Annotated in this window: 13 protein-coding genes and 2 tRNA genes; 2 read left to right on the top strand and 13 right to left on the bottom strand. The window is 67.6% G+C overall.

All coding sequences use genetic code 11. The features are described 5' to 3' along the window. Nucleotides 1–75: 75 nt before the first annotated feature. The 4 genes from ACTIL2_RS04380 to gyrA form a co-directional block, all read right to left on the bottom strand. Nucleotides 76–148: transfer RNA gene (locus ACTIL2_RS04380), tRNA-Ala, on the bottom strand. Between the two features lie 17 nt (nucleotides 149–165). Next, nucleotides 166–239, bottom strand: a tRNA-Ile gene (locus ACTIL2_RS04385). Nucleotides 240–292: 53 nt separating this feature from the next. Then, nucleotides 293–787, bottom strand: coding sequence for a DUF3566 domain-containing protein (locus ACTIL2_RS04390; RefSeq protein ID WP_442336242.1), 495 nt, complete (start codon nucleotides 785–787; stop codon nucleotides 293–295). After that, the gene (gyrA, locus tag ACTIL2_RS04395) at nucleotides 784–3,291 is read right to left on the bottom strand and encodes a DNA gyrase subunit A (RefSeq protein WP_442336243.1); all 2,508 of its coding nucleotides are present in this window, start codon (nucleotides 3,289–3,291) and stop codon (nucleotides 784–786) included. The genes ACTIL2_RS04390 and gyrA overlap by 4 nt, the downstream gene beginning before the upstream one ends. Before the next feature lie 121 nt (nucleotides 3,292–3,412). Between gyrA and ACTIL2_RS04400 the strand changes: the two genes are divergently transcribed. Beyond that, entirely contained in the window at nucleotides 3,413–4,258 is an 846-nt protein-coding gene (locus tag ACTIL2_RS04400; RefSeq protein ID WP_442336244.1) for a siderophore-interacting protein, read from the top strand. Here the strand turns inward: ACTIL2_RS04400 and ACTIL2_RS04405 are convergent. The 5 genes from ACTIL2_RS04405 to ACTIL2_RS04425 form a co-directional block, all read right to left on the bottom strand. Continuing rightward, nucleotides 4,243–4,716, bottom strand: coding sequence for a flavin reductase family protein (locus tag ACTIL2_RS04405; protein WP_442336245.1), 474 nt, complete (start codon nucleotides 4,714–4,716; stop codon nucleotides 4,243–4,245). The genes ACTIL2_RS04400 and ACTIL2_RS04405 overlap by 16 nt on opposite strands. Before the next feature lie 237 nt (nucleotides 4,717–4,953). Further along, nucleotides 4,954–5,739: an ABC transporter ATP-binding protein gene (locus ACTIL2_RS04410; protein ID WP_442336246.1), complete on the bottom strand. Its 786-nt coding sequence runs from the start codon at nucleotides 5,737–5,739 to the stop codon at nucleotides 4,954–4,956. After that, the gene (locus tag ACTIL2_RS04415) at nucleotides 5,736–6,758 is read right to left on the bottom strand and encodes a taurine ABC transporter substrate-binding protein (protein WP_442336247.1); all 1,023 of its coding nucleotides are present in this window, start codon (nucleotides 6,756–6,758) and stop codon (nucleotides 5,736–5,738) included. The genes ACTIL2_RS04410 and ACTIL2_RS04415 overlap by 4 nt, the downstream gene beginning before the upstream one ends. Beyond that, nucleotides 6,755–7,525, bottom strand: a complete 771-nt coding sequence (locus tag ACTIL2_RS04420) for an ABC transporter permease (protein ID WP_442336248.1) — start codon at nucleotides 7,523–7,525, stop codon at nucleotides 6,755–6,757. Before ACTIL2_RS04420 ends, ACTIL2_RS04415 begins: the two co-directional genes overlap by 4 nt. Further along, nucleotides 7,522–8,649, bottom strand: a complete 1,128-nt coding sequence (locus ACTIL2_RS04425) for an LLM class flavin-dependent oxidoreductase (RefSeq protein WP_442336249.1) — start codon at nucleotides 8,647–8,649, stop codon at nucleotides 7,522–7,524. The genes ACTIL2_RS04420 and ACTIL2_RS04425 overlap by 4 nt, the downstream gene beginning before the upstream one ends. Before the next feature lie 111 nt (nucleotides 8,650–8,760). Between ACTIL2_RS04425 and ACTIL2_RS04430 the strand changes: the two genes are divergently transcribed. Continuing rightward, a complete protein-coding gene (locus tag ACTIL2_RS04430) occupies nucleotides 8,761–9,903 on the top strand; it encodes a MarR family transcriptional regulator (RefSeq protein WP_442336250.1) in 1,143 nt (380 codons plus the stop codon). Between the two features lie 6 nt (nucleotides 9,904–9,909). On the opposite strand, the gene ACTIL2_RS04435 is transcribed toward ACTIL2_RS04430, so the two are convergent. From ACTIL2_RS04435 to recF, 4 genes are read right to left on the bottom strand one after another with little or no spacing between them, the layout of a single operon-like run. Continuing rightward, entirely contained in the window at nucleotides 9,910–10,764 is an 855-nt protein-coding gene (locus tag ACTIL2_RS04435; RefSeq protein ID WP_442336251.1) for an alpha/beta fold hydrolase, read from the bottom strand. Then, nucleotides 10,757–12,853: a DNA topoisomerase (ATP-hydrolyzing) subunit B gene (gyrB, locus tag ACTIL2_RS04440; protein WP_442336252.1), complete on the bottom strand. Its 2,097-nt coding sequence runs from the start codon at nucleotides 12,851–12,853 to the stop codon at nucleotides 10,757–10,759. The genes ACTIL2_RS04435 and gyrB overlap by 8 nt, the downstream gene beginning before the upstream one ends. Before the next feature lie 17 nt (nucleotides 12,854–12,870). Then, nucleotides 12,871–13,452, bottom strand: a complete 582-nt coding sequence (locus ACTIL2_RS04445) for a DciA family protein (RefSeq protein ID WP_442336253.1) — start codon at nucleotides 13,450–13,452, stop codon at nucleotides 12,871–12,873. Continuing rightward, nucleotides 13,449–14,600 (bottom strand): DNA replication/repair protein RecF, encoded by a 1,152-nt coding sequence (recF, locus tag ACTIL2_RS04450; RefSeq protein ID WP_442336254.1) that lies wholly within the window; start codon nucleotides 14,598–14,600, stop codon nucleotides 13,449–13,451. Before recF ends, ACTIL2_RS04445 begins: the two co-directional genes overlap by 4 nt.

Below are 14,600 nucleotides of genomic sequence, written 5' to 3' on the forward strand. Positions count from 1 at the left end.
CCCCCGGCCACCAGACATGAGGAAAGGGCACCTCCCGTGTACCGGAAAGTGCCCTTCTACCTGGTGTATCTCTTGTGGAGCTGAGGGGAATCGAACCCCTGACCTTCTGCTTGCAAAGCAGATGCTCTACCAATTGAGCTACAGCCCCGAGGGGGGTCTTACTAGTGGGCCTAGGAGGACTTGAACCTCCGACCTCTTCGTTATCAGCGAAGCGCTCTAACCGCCTGAGCTATAGGCCCGTCGAACAGAAGTGAACTCTACCCAGAGACCGCGGGACACACAAACCACGAGGTCACGATGGGTTTTCGGGGGTGCCAGCAGGTGCCGATCCAGGCGTCGATTCCGGCGCCGATTCACCCGCGGTGTCAGCCACCGATCCCGACGCCACCGGAGCCGCCTTCTCGGGGTCCGTGGGAACCTCCGCGGGGACGTCCGCCGACCCGTCGCCGTCCACGGTCACGCGCAGTCCACCGACCAACCCGGCCGCGGCGTTGTACAGCACCGCCACCACCGGGGACAGCAGCGTGACCACGATGAACTCCAGCAGTCCGATCCCGGCGGCCACGCCGAAGAACATCCCCGACGAGATCCGGTCCGCACCGATCAGGTCCGCGAGCAGGTCATTCATCCGGTCCCAGATCCCACCGACACCCAGCAGAATGTAGATCAGCGCAGCGGCGACCATCCAGGCCACCCACAGGCAGAAGCTCAGTATCGCACCGACCTTCAGTGCACTCCACGGGGAGACCGCGGTGACGGTACCCGTCACGGACCGGGGTGAACTCATGACTGCTGTTCCGCCGTCTGGTTGACCGCCTCTTCGCCCTCGTCCTCGACATTGCGGTCGATGGCGAGCAGTTCCACGCCCTTGGCCAGGTCCACCAGCCGCACGCCCATCGTGGCGCGCGAGGAGTTACGGATCTGCTTGACCGGGGTACGGATCACGCCGCCGGCCGAGGTGATCGCGAAGACCTCCTCATCGGTGCCCACGGTGACGGCACCGATCAGTTTGCCGCGCTTCGGGTCGTACTTGAACGTCATCACGCCCAGGGTGCCGCGGCCCTTCACCGGGTACTCCTCGACCGGGGTGCGCTTGCCGTAGCCGCCGGACGTGGCGACCAGCAGGCAGGAGTTGTCGTCCGCCACGGTCAGTGCCAGCAGCTGGTCATCGCCCTTGAAGCGCATGCCCTTCACACCGGCCGTCGCGCGGCCCATGGGACGCAGGGTGTCGTCGTCCGCGGTGAACCGCAGCGCCTGGCCCTCCTCGGAGACCAGCAGCAGGTCATCCTCGCCGGTGCACAGGCGGGCGCCAATGAGCTTGTCGCCCTCGTTGAGGTTGATGGCGATCAGGCCGCCGGAGCGGGCCGTGTCGTAGTCCGTCAGACGCGACTTCTTGATCCGGCCCTGCTGGGTGGCGAGCACCAGGTAGGGGGCGTCCTCGAAGGACTGGATCTGGATGACCTGCGCGATCTGCTCACCGGGCTGGAACTCCAGCAGGTTCGCCACGTGCTGGCCACGGGCCGTGCGTGATGCCTCGGGCAGCTCGTAGGCCTTGAGGCGGTACACGCGGCCGTAGTTCGTGAAGAACATGATGATGTCGTGGGTGGAGCAGACGAAGAAGTGCCGGACGATGTCGTCCTGCTTCAGTTCGGCCCCGCGCACACCCTTGCCGCCGCGGCGCTGCGAACGGTAGGAGTCCACCTTCGTGCGCTTCGCGTAGCCGGTCGAGGTGATCGTGACGACCACGTTCTCCCGGGCGATCAGGTCCTCCTCGGACACGTCGCCGGTGGCGCCGACGATCTCGGTGCGGCGGTCGTCGCCAAACTTCTCGACGATCTCGGCGAGCTCGTCGTGGACGATGGTGCGCTGGCGCTCGGGGGACGCCAGGATGTCCTCCAGGTCGGCGATGGTGTTCTCGATCTCGGCGAGTTCGTCGACGATCTTCTGGCGCTCCAGGGCGGCCAGCCGGCGCAGCTGCATCGCCAGGATGGCGTCCGCCTGGATGTCGTCGATGTCCAGCAGGTCGCGCAGGCCCTCACGGGCGATGTCCACGGTCTGGGAGCGGCGGATCAGGGCGATGACCTCGTCCAGCGCGTCCAGTGCCTTGACCAGGCCGCGCAGGATGTGGGCGCGCTTCTCGGCCTCGTCCAGACGGTACTGCGTGCGGCGCACGATGACCTCGATCTGGTGCTTCACGTAGAAGCGCAGCATCTGGTCCAGGCGCAGGGTGCGCGGCACGCCGTCGACGATGGACAGCATGTTCGCGCCGAAGCTGGTCTGCAGCTGGGAGTGCTTGTACAGGTTGTTCAGCACCACGCGCGGCACGGCGTCCCGCTTCAGGGTGACCACGATGCGCATGCCTACGCGGTCGGACGACTCGTCATCGATCTTGGAGATGCCGGCGATTTTGCCGTCGCGGACCTGCTCGGCGATCGAGGTAACCAGGTTATCGGGGTTGACCTGGTACGGCAGCTCGGTGATCACGATGATCTGGCGGCTGCCCTCCTCCTCGATGTCGGTCTTGCCGCGCATGCGGATCGACCCACGGCCGGTGGTGTAGGCGTCCTTGATGCCGGAATCACCGACGATCAGGCCGTGGGTCGGGAAGTCCGGCCCCTTGACGCGCGCCATGCAGGCGTCCAGCGCGGTCTGCTCGTCCTCCTCCGGGTTCTCCAGCAGCCAGTAGACCGCCTCCGCCAGCTCGGTGAGGTTGTGCGGGGGGATGTTCGTGGCCATGCCGACGGCGATACCGCTGGAACCGTTCATCAGCAGGTTCGGCACACGCGCGGGCAGGACGTCCGGCTCCTGGTTCTTCCCGTCGTAGTTCGGGGAGAAATCCACGGTGTTCTCGCGGATGTCGCGGACCATTTCGAGCGCGAGCGGGGTCAGCCGGCACTCGGTGTAACGCATGGCGGCGGGGCCGTCGTTGCCGCGGGAACCGAAGTTCCCCTGCCCGTCGACCAGCGGGTAGCGCATCGACCACGGCTGGGCCATGCGGACCAGGGTGTCGTAGATCGCGCTGTCACCGTGGGGGTGGTAGTGGCCCATGGTGTCCGCGACCGGGCGGGCGGACTTCACGTAGCTGCGGTCGGGACGGTAGCCCGAGTCGAACATCGCGTACAGCACGCGCCGGTGGACCGGCTTCATGCCGTCCCTCACCTCAGGCAGCGCACGTCCCACGATGACGCTCATGGCGTAGTCGATGTAGCTGTTCCGCATCTCCTCATTGAGGTCAATGGGGGTAATACGGTCGAACAGCGTCTCGCCGCCGCCGGTGTTGTCGTCGCTCACTTCGCTCGCGATCCCTTCTAGAAGACTAGGTGGTAGACCCGGCTATCTTACCACTTCATGGCCTATATCCCCGTACATACGTAGGATGGCTCCGACCCCAACGAAATAGGAGAGCCTGCCCATGCCCAAATCATCCCGCCCCGCCCGACCCGCCCACTCGGAGACCGTGACCGGCACGGAATGGATTTCGCGTGACATGGTGCGGGTCACGGCGTCCGTCACGTCGGACGCCTTCGACTTCGGCGCACTGACCGAGACCGACCACTACGTCAAGCTGTTGTTCCCGCCGGCCGGGGCGTCCTACTCCTGGCCCTTCGACCCCGCGCAGGTCCGAGAGGAACTGCCGCGTGAGCAGTGGCCCGTGACCCGCACGTACACACTGCGCTCGTGGGATACCGAGGCACGCACCGTCGACATCGACTTCGTCGCGCACGGGGACACGGGACTTGCGGGGCCGTGGGCGGCGGCCGCGCAGCCCGGCGACCAGATCGGGTTCATGGGCCCGGGCGGCGCGTGGCACCCCGAGTCACAGCACGTCGTCTTCATCGGTGACGAGGCGGCCGCCCCCGCGATCTTCGCCGGGATCGAGGCCCTCCCGCAGGACGCCACGGGCGAGGCGTGGGTCGAGATCGCCTCCGCCGAAGCGCGCCTGGATGCCCCGTCCCACCCCGGGGTCACCCTGCACTGGGTGGAGCGCGACGGGGCGACGCACGGCACGGAACTCGTCCGCCAGGTGGTGGACGCCGGGGTCCCCTCGGAGCCGACGCAGTGGTTCATCCACGGTGTCGCCGAGATGATCCGTGACCTGCGCCGTTTCCTCTTCGTTGAGAACGGCGTGGCGAAGTCGGACGTGTCGATCTCCGGCTACTGGCGGTTGGGGATGGTCGAGGACGAGTGGCAGGCCAGCAAGCGGGAGTTCAACGAGGAGATCGAGGCCGCCGAGGCGGCGGCTCAGGCCGCGGAGTAGAGGTACTCGCGCTGCTCCGGGGCGATCTCCCCGGTGAACCTGCCCAGCACGTTGAGCAGCAGGACAGTGTTCTCCCCCGCGTCGAACTCCTGGTAGAGCCGGGTGGTGAGGTGGACAGACGCGCCATCCAGGACACCGGCACCATGGTCGTCGGTGGTGAGCAGGTGGTCGACGGCGCCGACGCCGATGGTCTGCAGGGGGTTCAGCACGGAGATGCCGAGGCGCGGGGCGTGGCGCAGTTCCCGCCATGCGGGGTCGTCGGTGGGGACGCGGACGGACACGAGACCGGGGGCCAGACTCTCATCGAAGTAGGAGTCGATGACCACGCACATCATGCGGCCGTGGACCTCCGCGGCCAGAACGGCCAGCGGAAGTCGGGTCGGCTCGGATGAGGTCCCGTTGGCGGCGTGTGCCTGGCGAGGTGCCTTGCCTGGTGCCGCAGTGAGTGTCGTGGTCATGTCGAACAGTAGACCACTCGGTCTGCTCCGGCGCAAGTGCCGGGGTCAGACTTTCTCATATCGCTCCAGGTCAGGCCGTGAAAATATCCTAGACCAAGCGGTCTGTTTTCGGGTCGTCCGAACTTTCGCACCCACCCGGGTTCCCACCTGTTGAGACCCGCAGGTCAGGGCATTGCAGACGTCACAGAAATCTCGCCGGGGGTGCGAAAGTTCAGGGTTGCCGGGCGGAAGGCGACCTCAGGACGACGCCAGACTGGCGATCGACTCGGTCACGCGGTGACGCAGCTCCACGAACTCCGGCTCCGCGGCCAGGTCCCGCAGGCGGGTCTGGATGGTTTCACGTGGAACGCCGAGATCCACCCGCAGCGACTCCGGGACCACGACCTCCTCCAGCACCCGGGCCTTGCCCATGACCACCACGCGGTGACCCAGCAGCAGGGCCTCCTCCACGCTGTGCGTCACGAAGACCACCGCCGGCAGCGTCCGCTCCCACACCCGCAGCAGCTCGGCCTGCAGCTGCTCACGGGTGAACGGGTCCAGGGCACCGAAAGGCTCATCCATCAGGGCGTGCTCCGGTCCCGCCGCCAGCACACGGGCGATCTGGGCGCGCTGCTGCATGCCGCCGGAGAGTTCGTGCGGCATGCGGTCCGCCGCGTCCTCCAGCCCGACAAGGCCAACGAGTTCATCGGCGCGCTCGCGCTGCCCCTCGTTGCCCGAGTACCGGAACGCCAGGCGCACATTGTCGCGCACCGAGTACCACGGCAGCAGTGTGGGCTGCTGGAACACCACTCCCCTGTCCGTTCCCGGGCCGGTGACCTCACGGCCGTCGACCTGCACGGACCCGGAGGTGGGCGTGAGGAAGCCCGCCAGGATCCGCAGCAGCGTGGACTTGCCGCAACCTGACGGGCCGACCAGGCACACGATCTCACCGTCCGGGAAGCTCAGCGAGATGTCCCGCAGGGCCTCGACCTCCTTGCCCGCTTCCGTGACGTAGGTCTGGCCCACGTTCTCCACCGTGATCATTGAACCTCCCGAACGAATTCGCTGTAGTCGGATTCCGCGGACGGAATGTCGCCCTGTTCCACCAGGAACTCCGCCGTCGCATCGAGGGCCTCGGCGACATCGGCCAACTGCTCGGGTTGTTCCTCGCGGCCGATGAACTGCTGGCCCTCGATCTGCTGCTCCGCGGCACCCTCGTCCATGCCCGAACCGGTCGCGTTGACCGACACGAAGTCCTCGGGTTCGTTGTCCACCAGCCAGGTCTGCAGGTCAACCCAGGTGGACAGCAGCTCGGGGTTCTCGTCCGACCACCCGTTGTCCGCCAAGGACACGTTGTAGGTCGGATGACCGGCATCGGCCTGCTCGGCGGAATCGGTGAGGACGTTGCCCTCGGGGGAGCCGCCGGTGCCGTCCTTGAGTTCCTGCAGCGTGGGGTCCCACACGTAGGCCGCGTCGATCCGGTCGGACTTCCACGCCGCCGGCAGCTTGTCCGGGGAGATGTTGGTGATCTCCACGTCCTCCTCCGGATCCAGTCCGGCATCGATCAATGCGTTGAGCAGGCTGTAGTGCGACGTCGACGAGAAGGGGACGGCGATGCGGGACCCCTTGAGGTCCTCGATGGACTCCGCCTCCTTCGCCACCAGCGCCTCCGTGGTGCCGATGACCGAGTTGACCTGCACGACCGAGACGTCCAGCGACAGCGGGGCACTCACCGCCTTGGTGCTCGGTGTGGACCCCAGGCCGGCGACGTCGACCGAGTCCGCCGCGAAGCCCTGGACAATGTCCTGGCCGGTCGGGTACCGGGTCCAGTCGATCTCCGCGTCCGGCATGCACGCCTCCGCAAGTCCCGTGGCCTGGGTGTACAGGTCGGTCGCGGGGCTTCCGAGGTAGCCCACACGCAGGGTGCCCGAGGCGTCCGACACGTCCACGGGGCAGTCGACGTCGTCGGTGTCGCGCCATTCGTTGGCCGGCGGGCCGACGCAGGCGGACAGCAGGAGGACCGAGGCGACCGAGGCGGCCGCCGGGGCGAGGTAGCGTTTCACTGTTTCGTCCTCCAGGGGGCGTAGCGGGCCATCGTCCACAGCAGGACCTTGTCCAGCAGCAGGGCGGCGACACCGATGACGATGATGCAGGCGATCGTGAGGGATGTGTCGAGCTGGGTGCCGGAGATGTACGCCAGTCCGCCGATACCGGGGATGCCGTCGTTCATCTCGGCGGCGACGATGGCCGACCAGCACAGGCCAGCGGCCAGCCGGATGCCGTTGATGATGTCCGGCAGGGCGCCGGGGAACAGGACGGTGCGGAACACCTGGGTACGCGTCGCACCCAGGGACCCGGCCGCGCGGACCCAGTCCTTCCGCACCCCGGTGACGCCGGCCAGCGTGGAGATCGCGACCGTGGGGAACGACGCCAGGAACAGCAGGACGACCTTCGACTCGTCACCGATGCCGAACCAGACGATCAGCAGGCCGATGTAGCCCAGCGGCGGCAGGGCACGCAGGAAGGAGAGGTAGGGTTCCACGACCTCGCGCACCGTCGCACTCGAGCCGAGCCACCACCCGAGCAGGACGCCGACAATCGAACCGGCACCGAGGCCGACGGCGATCCGCTGCAGGGTGGCCAGCAGGTGCTGCCACAGGAAGTAGCCCTGGACACCGCATTCGCTGCCGCAGAGGTTCGTGTCGATGAGCCGTCCGCCCACGTCGACGGGACCGGGGAGAAGCACCGGGTCGATGGCGGTGAACGTCGCCAGCGCCCACCAGATGAGCAGGACGCCGGCCAGCGTCCCGACATGGAGGAACCTCCTCATCGGTTCTTCACTGACACGCCGCGGGCCTGGAGGGCGGGAACCACGCCTTCACCGACCTGGTAGGCCTCCTCGAGGTGCGGGACGCCGGACAGGATGAAGTGGGTGATCCCGGCATCGCGGAACTCCTCGATGCGCGCGGCGACCTCGTCGTAGGAGCCGACCAGTGCGGTCCCGGCTCCCCCGCGGACCAGGCCGATGCCCGCCCACAGGTTCGGTGAGATCTCGAGGGTGCGGGCGTCCTGACCCGGGGCGAAGCCGCCGCCGCGGTTGTGGAGCTCGGACATCCGGCGCTGGCCCTCGGACTGGGACTTCGCCAGGCCCTCCTGTGCGGCGCGGACCCTTTCGGGGTCGAGGGAGTCGTAGAGCGCCTGGGCCTCGCCCCACGCCTGTTCGGAGGTGGCGCGCGCGATCACGTGCAGGCGGATGCCGTACTCCAGTTCACGACCGTGGGCTGTGGCGCGTTCGCGGACGCGGTCCAGCTTCTCGGCGACCTGGTCGGGACGCTCCCCCCAGGTCAGGTACACGTGAGCTCGCTTGGCGGCGACCTCGATGCCCGCCGGGGACGACCCGCCGAAGTACACCGGGGGGACCACGTCCGGACGGCGGTTCAGCGCGGCGTTCTCCACGTTGATGTGCTCACCGGCGTAGTCCAGCGGCTCCGGCGAGGTCCACAGGTGGTTCGCGACCTCCAGGGTCTCGTCGGCGATGGCGTAACGCTGCTCCTTGGTGGTGTGGTCGCCGTAGGCGCGCTGCTCGGAGTCCTCTCCCCCGACGACGACGTTGAGCAGCAGGCGGTTCTTCGACAGTTCCTGGTAGGTCTCGGCCTGCTGTGCGGTCAGCGTTGCGCCGATGAGCCCGGGACGCAGGGCGACGAGGAACTTCAGGCGGCTGGTCGCCGAGAGCAGGGCCGCGGTGGAGAGCCAGGCGTCCTGGCACCAGCGACCGGTCGGGGTGAGGACGGCCTCGAATCCGTTGTACTCGGCGGCGCGGGCGACCTGGGTGAGATAGTCGAGGTCAGGGAACCGCTCACCGGTTTCGGGGCCGGCTCCGTGGCCGCCGCCGACGATGCCGCGGGAGTCCCCGCTCGTGGGCAGGAACCAGTGCAGAGTCACGTCAGAAGTCATGGGAGACGAGTAGACCATGCGGTCTGTTCGGGCGACCAGAATATGATTCACCGTGAACCGATAGACAGAGCGGTCTGTTATTTTCTCCCCAACTGAATTAGGGTGTGATCCATGACAGCAGCAACGCTCCCGACGACAGCACACTTCACCGCGCCCGCCACCGGCCCGGCCCGCTGCCTCCACCAGATCCGCACCACCCCGGGCATCACCCGCAGCCGTCTCCACGACGAACTCGGACTCTCCCAGCCCACGGTGACCCGCCACGTCGGCGCCCTCATCGACGCCGGCCTGGTCGAGCAGGCCTCCCCCACCACCGGCGGCGCCGTCGGTCGTCCGGGATCCACGCTGCTGCCCGACGGCCGCCACCTCACCGCGCTCGGAGCGCACGTCGGGCTGCGCAGCACCCAACTCGTCGCCGTCGACGGTGCCGGACGGCCGTTGCGCAAGAGGACGCTGCGGCTCCCCGTCATCGACCTCTCCCCCGAGGACGCCCTCGAGGCCGTCCACCACGGGCTCACCACCCTGGCCCGTGACCTGCCGAACCCCGTGAGCCTGGGTGTCGCGTTCTCCGCCCACGTCGACCACGCCGGTCGGATCAACTCGCCGGCCTACGGCTGGGAGGACGTCGACCCGTCGGCCCTGCTCGGCGCCGACCTGCCGGTCTCCGTCGCCACCGGTGTCGGCGCCATGGCGGGATCCGAGCTGGCCAGCGCACCGCTGTCACCGGACAACGACCCGCTGGCGTCCACCCTGTACGTCTACGCCCGCGAGCTGGTCGGGCACGCCTGGATCGTCGGCGACGCCGTCCACCAGCCCTACACCGGCTCCGCACCGACCGCCTTCAACGAGATCGCCGGATCCGGCAGCTTCTCCTCCACCGACGACGGCCACCCGCTGGGCACCACCGCCGTGCTGGAGGCCGCCCGTAGGCGTGGCCTGGGGGTCTCGACAATCACGGACCTGGTCGGCCTAGCCGAGCACAATCCGGCGGCACGCGAGATCCTCGACGAGCGGGCGCGCCTGCTGGCGAAGATCGTGTCCCTGGCGGTCGACGTGGTTGACCCGTCCACCGTGGTGTTCGCCGGTGAGACCTTCACCGCGGACCCGGGGACCGTGCGGATCATCGCGGAGGGGCTGCGCGGGACCGGACGGCAGCTGAGCATCCAGCGCGCCGGCGACGGGATCCTGTCCAGGGCCGCAGCCGTGACGGCACTGCACCGGCTGTGGCAGGATCCGCTCAGCGTTATCAGCTGAGTGTGATCAGCTGAGCGAGTCCACGAACCCGGCCAACCGGTTGACGACACCGTCGGGCTCACGGGCCCACCGGTTGTGGCCGAGCGTGCCGGTGAACTCCTCGATCTCCGCGGGGACCAGTCTCGACAGTGCCTCGCAGGAGTCCAGCGTGCAGTACGTGTCGTTGCTGTAGCGGGTCAGCAGGACGGGGGTCCGGACGTCCTGCATGGCCGCCGCGTAATCCATGTCCTGGCCGGCGAGACCGGCCAGGGTGTTCTCCCGTCCGAAGCGCGCCCATTCCCGCAGGTGCAGGTCGGACTGGCGCCCGTAGTTCGTCACGTCCAACGGCCCGTCCGGCCAGAACCCGAGAACAGCGCTGACGCCGCCCATCAGGTACCCGCCGACCCGCAGGCGTGAACGTTCCGGATCGGGGAAGGAGCGGAAGTACGGCGACCCGCTGCCGACGCCCATCATGCCGGTCACGTTGAGCTCGGCGGCGTCGGGGCGCGCCAGGAACAGCGCACCGATCTGCCCACCCATCGAGTGGGTCAGCAGGACGGTGGGGTGGTCGGACGGCAGGCCGAGGGCGGTCTTTGCCGATCGGATCGTCCGCGGGTAGTCCTTCGAGGCCAGGTCGTGGTAGCCCCACCGGTGCTTCCGGTCGGCGTGGGCGGTGCTGTCGCCCTGGCCGCGGAGTTCACCGATGGCCACGGCGAAACCCCGTTCGGCCAGTGCTTCGGCGATCGGGCGGTAGTAGCGTGCACCCATACCGAGACCCGGCCAGATGCTGACCAGGGGACCGTCGCCGGGGAACAGCAGGACGGGGGACGTGCTCCCGTCCGGCATGGTGACCAGGACGCTCGACGCCGAATCACTAGACATCGAGGAAGCGGACGTCCTTCGCGTTGCGGGTGATGAAGCTGCGGCGTGCGACGACGTCGTCGCCCATCAGGATGCTGAAGGTCTCGTCAGCGGACGCGGCGTCCTCCAGGGTGACCTTCTTCAGGATGCGGTCGGTGGGGTCCATGGTGGTCTCCCACAGCTCCTTGGCGTTCATCTCGCCGAGACCCTTGTAGCGCTGGATGCCGTCATCCTTGTTGATCTTGCGGCCCTTGGCCTGACCCTCCTCGAGCTGCTCATCGCGCTCGGCGTCAGAGAAGGCGAAACCGGGCTCGCCCTTGCCCCACTTCAGCTTGTACAGCGGCGGCATGGCGAGGAAGACGTGCCCCTCCTCGACCAGCGGACGCATGAAGCGGAACAGGAGGGTGAGCAGCAGGGTGGCGATGTGCTGGCCGTCGACGTCGGCGTCGGCCATGAGCACGATCTTGTGGTAGCGCAGCTTGGTGATGTCGAACTCGTCGTGGATGCCGGTGCCCAGGGCGGTGATGATGGCCTGGACCTCGGCATTCTTCAGCACCTTGTCCAGACGTGCCTTCTCCACGTTCAGGATCTTGCCGCGCAGCGGCAGGATCGCCTGGTACATCGAGTCACGGCCGGACTTCGCCGAACCGCCGGCGGAGTCACCCTCCACGATGTAGAGCTCGGACTTCACCGGGTCCTTGGAACGGCAGTCGGCGAGCTTGCCCGGCAGGCCGCCGAGATCGGTCGCCGACTTGCGGCGGACCAGGTCACGGGCCTTGCGGGCGGCATCACGGGCCTGCGCGGAGGACACGGCCTTGTTGATGATCGCCTTGGCCTCCGCCGGATTCGCATCGAACCAGCTGGTCACGTGCTCGTTGACCATCTTCTGCACGAAACCCTTGATCTCGGTGTTGCCGAGCTTCGTCTTCGTCTGGCCCTCGAACTGCGGATCACCGACGCGCACGGAGATGACGGCGGCGAGGCCCTCACGGCAGTCGTCGCCGGTGAGCTTGCCGTCCTTCTCCTTCATCAGCTTGTGCGCGATCGCGTAACGGTTCATCAACGAGGTCAGCGCGGCGCGGAAACCCTCCTCGTGGGTGCCGCCCTCGATGGTGTTGATGGTGTTGGCGAAGGTGTGCACCGACTGCGCGTAGCCGGAGTTCCACTGCATCGCGATCTCGATCTCGTGGTCGTCGCCCTCGGCGTCGAAGCCGATGATCGAGGGGTGGACCGGGGTCTTCGACTTGTTCAGGTGGTTGACGTAGTCCTTGAGACCGTCGGGGTAGTGGAAGGTCCTGGTGCGCTTCTTCGGCGTGGTGTCCGCGGCCTCCTCCTCGGCGGCCTTCGGTGCGGCGGCGTCCGCCACCGCTTCTGCGGCGGCCTCCTCGACCTCGGACTGCTCCTCGACGATCTCGCGGCGCTCGTCGGTCAGGGTGATGGTCAGTCCCTTGTTCAGGAACGCCATCTCCTGCAGGCGGCGGGAGACCGTCTCGAAGTTGTAGACCGTGGTCTCGAAGATGTCCGGGTCGGCCCAGAAGCGCTGGTTGGTACCGGTGCCGCGAGCCTTCTTGACCTGCTCCAGCTCCAGGGGCAGGGAATTCTCGAAGACCTGGCGCCACTTGTAGCCGTCGCGGGTGATGTTGGTCTCGACGCGGGTGGACAGGGCATTGACCACGGAGATACCGACACCGTGCAGGCCGCCGGAGACCGCGTAGGCCTGGGAGTCGAACTTGCCGCCGGCGTGGAGCTCGGTCATGACGACCTGGACGGTCGGACGACCCGTGGGGTGCATCGCGACCGGGATACCACGGCCGTTGTCGGTGACCTCCACGGAATTGTCCTCGTGCAGGACCACCTCGACGTGGGTGGCGAAACCGGCCATGGCCTCGTCGACGGAGTTGTCGACGACCTCCCAGATCAGGTGGTGCAGTCCGCGCTCACCGGTGGAACCGATGTACATTCCGGGACGCTTGCGGACGGCCTCCAGTCCCTCGAGGATGGTGATGGAGTCCGCGCCGTACTCGGCATTGTTCGGGATGTTATCGGCCTCAGCCACAGTCGGTACCGTTCCTTCTTGGTTCCTTCGTGAGTATTGGTTCAACCCCCTCATCGTACCAGGTGACGGGTTCATCCGTAGGTATCTCGGGGGCCGCGTCCGGACACGTGCAGCGGCCCGTGACGCCAGCTCGGCGCCTTGGGTCCGTAGATCTTCAGTTCGGCGACCACGTCCGGTCCCACACGGTGGGCGATGGTCTGCAGGATCGTCGTCTGCATCAGCCTGAGGTTCGTCGCCCAGGCCGTGGAGTCGCTCTCGACATGCAGCTGGCGTTTCTTCTCGTTGTACATCACGACGTGGGTGTGGCGGCCGATGTTCTCCCCCACGATCTCCGGCCACGCACTGCGCAGCTGGCCGACGGCGAAGTTGCGTCCCCAACCGTTGCGTTTGATCTCCCTCTTCACCAGGTCACCGAAGGTGCCCGGGTCGCGGTAGCTGCGGTCGGCGCGTCCGTCGTAGCGGGTCTTCGTGGTTTTCGGACGCGGCCTACGGCGGCGCGCACCACCGCTGCGGTAGGCACTGCCGGGACGGACAGGACGACCCGACACGGCACGGAGGATCTCCATGCGTGCGGCAATAGGGTCGGCGGGTCCGGTGTTCTCGGTCGGTTCAGTGTCCTCGGGGTTCTCAGTGGGTTCGGTGGGTTCGGTCATGTCAGCTCCGAGATCCGGCCGTCGTCGGACTCGTCCACCCGGACGGTGTGGATCCGCGCCTGCTCACGCAGGTCGGCCGGGATGTCCTCGCCGACCGCCGCAGTGATCAGCACCTGCTCCGCCTCGGTCGCGACGTCGACGAGCGCGGCACGACGCGTCCGGTCGAGCTCGGCGAAGACATCGTCGAGGATGACCACCGGTTCGGTGCCGTCGGCCCGGTGCATCCGGTGCGCGGCTAAACGGAGCGTCAGCGCGAACGACCACGATTCCCCGTGGCTGGCGAATCCCTTGGCCGGCTGGGTGCCGAGGGTCAGGAGCATGTCGTCCCGGTGCGGCCCGACCAGTGTTGTCCCCCGGTCGAGTTCCTGTGGGCGTTTCTGACCGAACGCCTCCAGGAGGGCGGCTTCAGCCACCTCCGGATCCAGCAGTCCGGGATCGTCCGGGGTACCCAGGTCCATACCGGTACTCGAGGAGTAGGACACCAGCGCCGGACGGGATCCCGGAGCGAGCCGGGCGTAGGTGTCGCGGACGTGGGGACTGAGGTCATGGACGAGCTGGACGCGTGCCGACATGATCTGTCCACCGAGATGGGCGAGGCGGGCATCCCAGACATCGAGGGTGACCAACGCCGATTCATCGGAGTCGCCACTGCGCAGCAGGGCGTTGCGCTGCCGTAGTGCCTTGTCGTAGTCGGAGCGGACCCCGGCGAGCCGCGGATAGCGGGCGATCATCGTCTGGTCCAGGAACGCACGGCGCTGCTCCGGCTCACCACGGACCAGGGCGAGGTCCTCGGGGGCGAAGAGTGTGGTCCGGACGATCCCGGCGATCCCGCGCTGGTTCTTCACCGGGGTGCGGTTCACCGCGGCCTGGTTGGTGCCGCTGGCGTTGACGACCAGGTGGGCGGTGAGTTCACGCCCGTGGTTGACGGCGGTGGCGGAGATCCGTGCGGTGTCCTGGCCCTGCCTGACGAGCGCGGAGTCGGTGTTGACCCGGTGGGATCCGAGGTGGGCGAGGTATCCGAGCGCTTCGACGATATTGGTCTTGCCGTTGCCGTTGGGGCCGATGAAGACGGTGATTCCCGGCTCGAGGTCGAGGTCGAGCTGGCGCCAGGAGCGGAAGTCACCGAGATGCAGCGAGCGGATGTACAT

It is taken from the genome of Corynebacterium sp. (assembly GCF_052107835.1).
Lineage (GTDB): Bacteria > Actinomycetota > Actinomycetes > Mycobacteriales > Mycobacteriaceae > Corynebacterium.

Excerpts from the sequence above, each read along its gene's own strand:
- ACTIL2_RS04435 (WP_442336251.1), bottom strand. The coding sequence starts at position 10,764 with ATGTCTAGTGATTCGGCGTCGAGCGTCCTGGTCACCATGCCGGACGGG.
- ACTIL2_RS04420 (WP_442336248.1), bottom strand. The coding sequence starts at position 7,525 with ATGAGGAGGTTCCTCCATGTCGGGACGCTGGCCGGCGTCCTGCTCATC.
- ACTIL2_RS04410 (WP_442336246.1), bottom strand. The coding sequence starts at position 5,739 with ATGATCACGGTGGAGAACGTGGGCCAGACCTACGTCACGGAAGCGGGC.
- recF (WP_442336254.1), bottom strand. The coding sequence starts at position 14,600 with ATGTACATCCGCTCGCTGCATCTCGGTGACTTCCGCTCCTGGCGCCAG.
- gyrB (WP_442336252.1), bottom strand. The coding sequence starts at position 12,853 with ATGAGGGGGTTGAACCAATACTCACGAAGGAACCAAGAAGGAACGGTA.
- ACTIL2_RS04430 (WP_442336250.1), top strand. The coding sequence starts at position 8,761 with ATGACAGCAGCAACGCTCCCGACGACAGCACACTTCACCGCGCCCGCC.
- ACTIL2_RS04425 (WP_442336249.1), bottom strand. The coding sequence starts at position 8,649 with ATGACTTCTGACGTGACTCTGCACTGGTTCCTGCCCACGAGCGGGGAC.
- ACTIL2_RS04405 (WP_442336245.1), bottom strand. The coding sequence starts at position 4,716 with ATGACCACGACACTCACTGCGGCACCAGGCAAGGCACCTCGCCAGGCA.
- ACTIL2_RS04445 (WP_442336253.1), bottom strand. The coding sequence starts at position 13,452 with ATGACCGAACCCACCGAACCCACTGAGAACCCCGAGGACACTGAACCG.
- ACTIL2_RS04390 (WP_442336242.1), bottom strand. The coding sequence starts at position 787 with ATGAGTTCACCCCGGTCCGTGACGGGTACCGTCACCGCGGTCTCCCCG.
- ACTIL2_RS04400 (WP_442336244.1), top strand. The coding sequence starts at position 3,413 with ATGCCCAAATCATCCCGCCCCGCCCGACCCGCCCACTCGGAGACCGTG.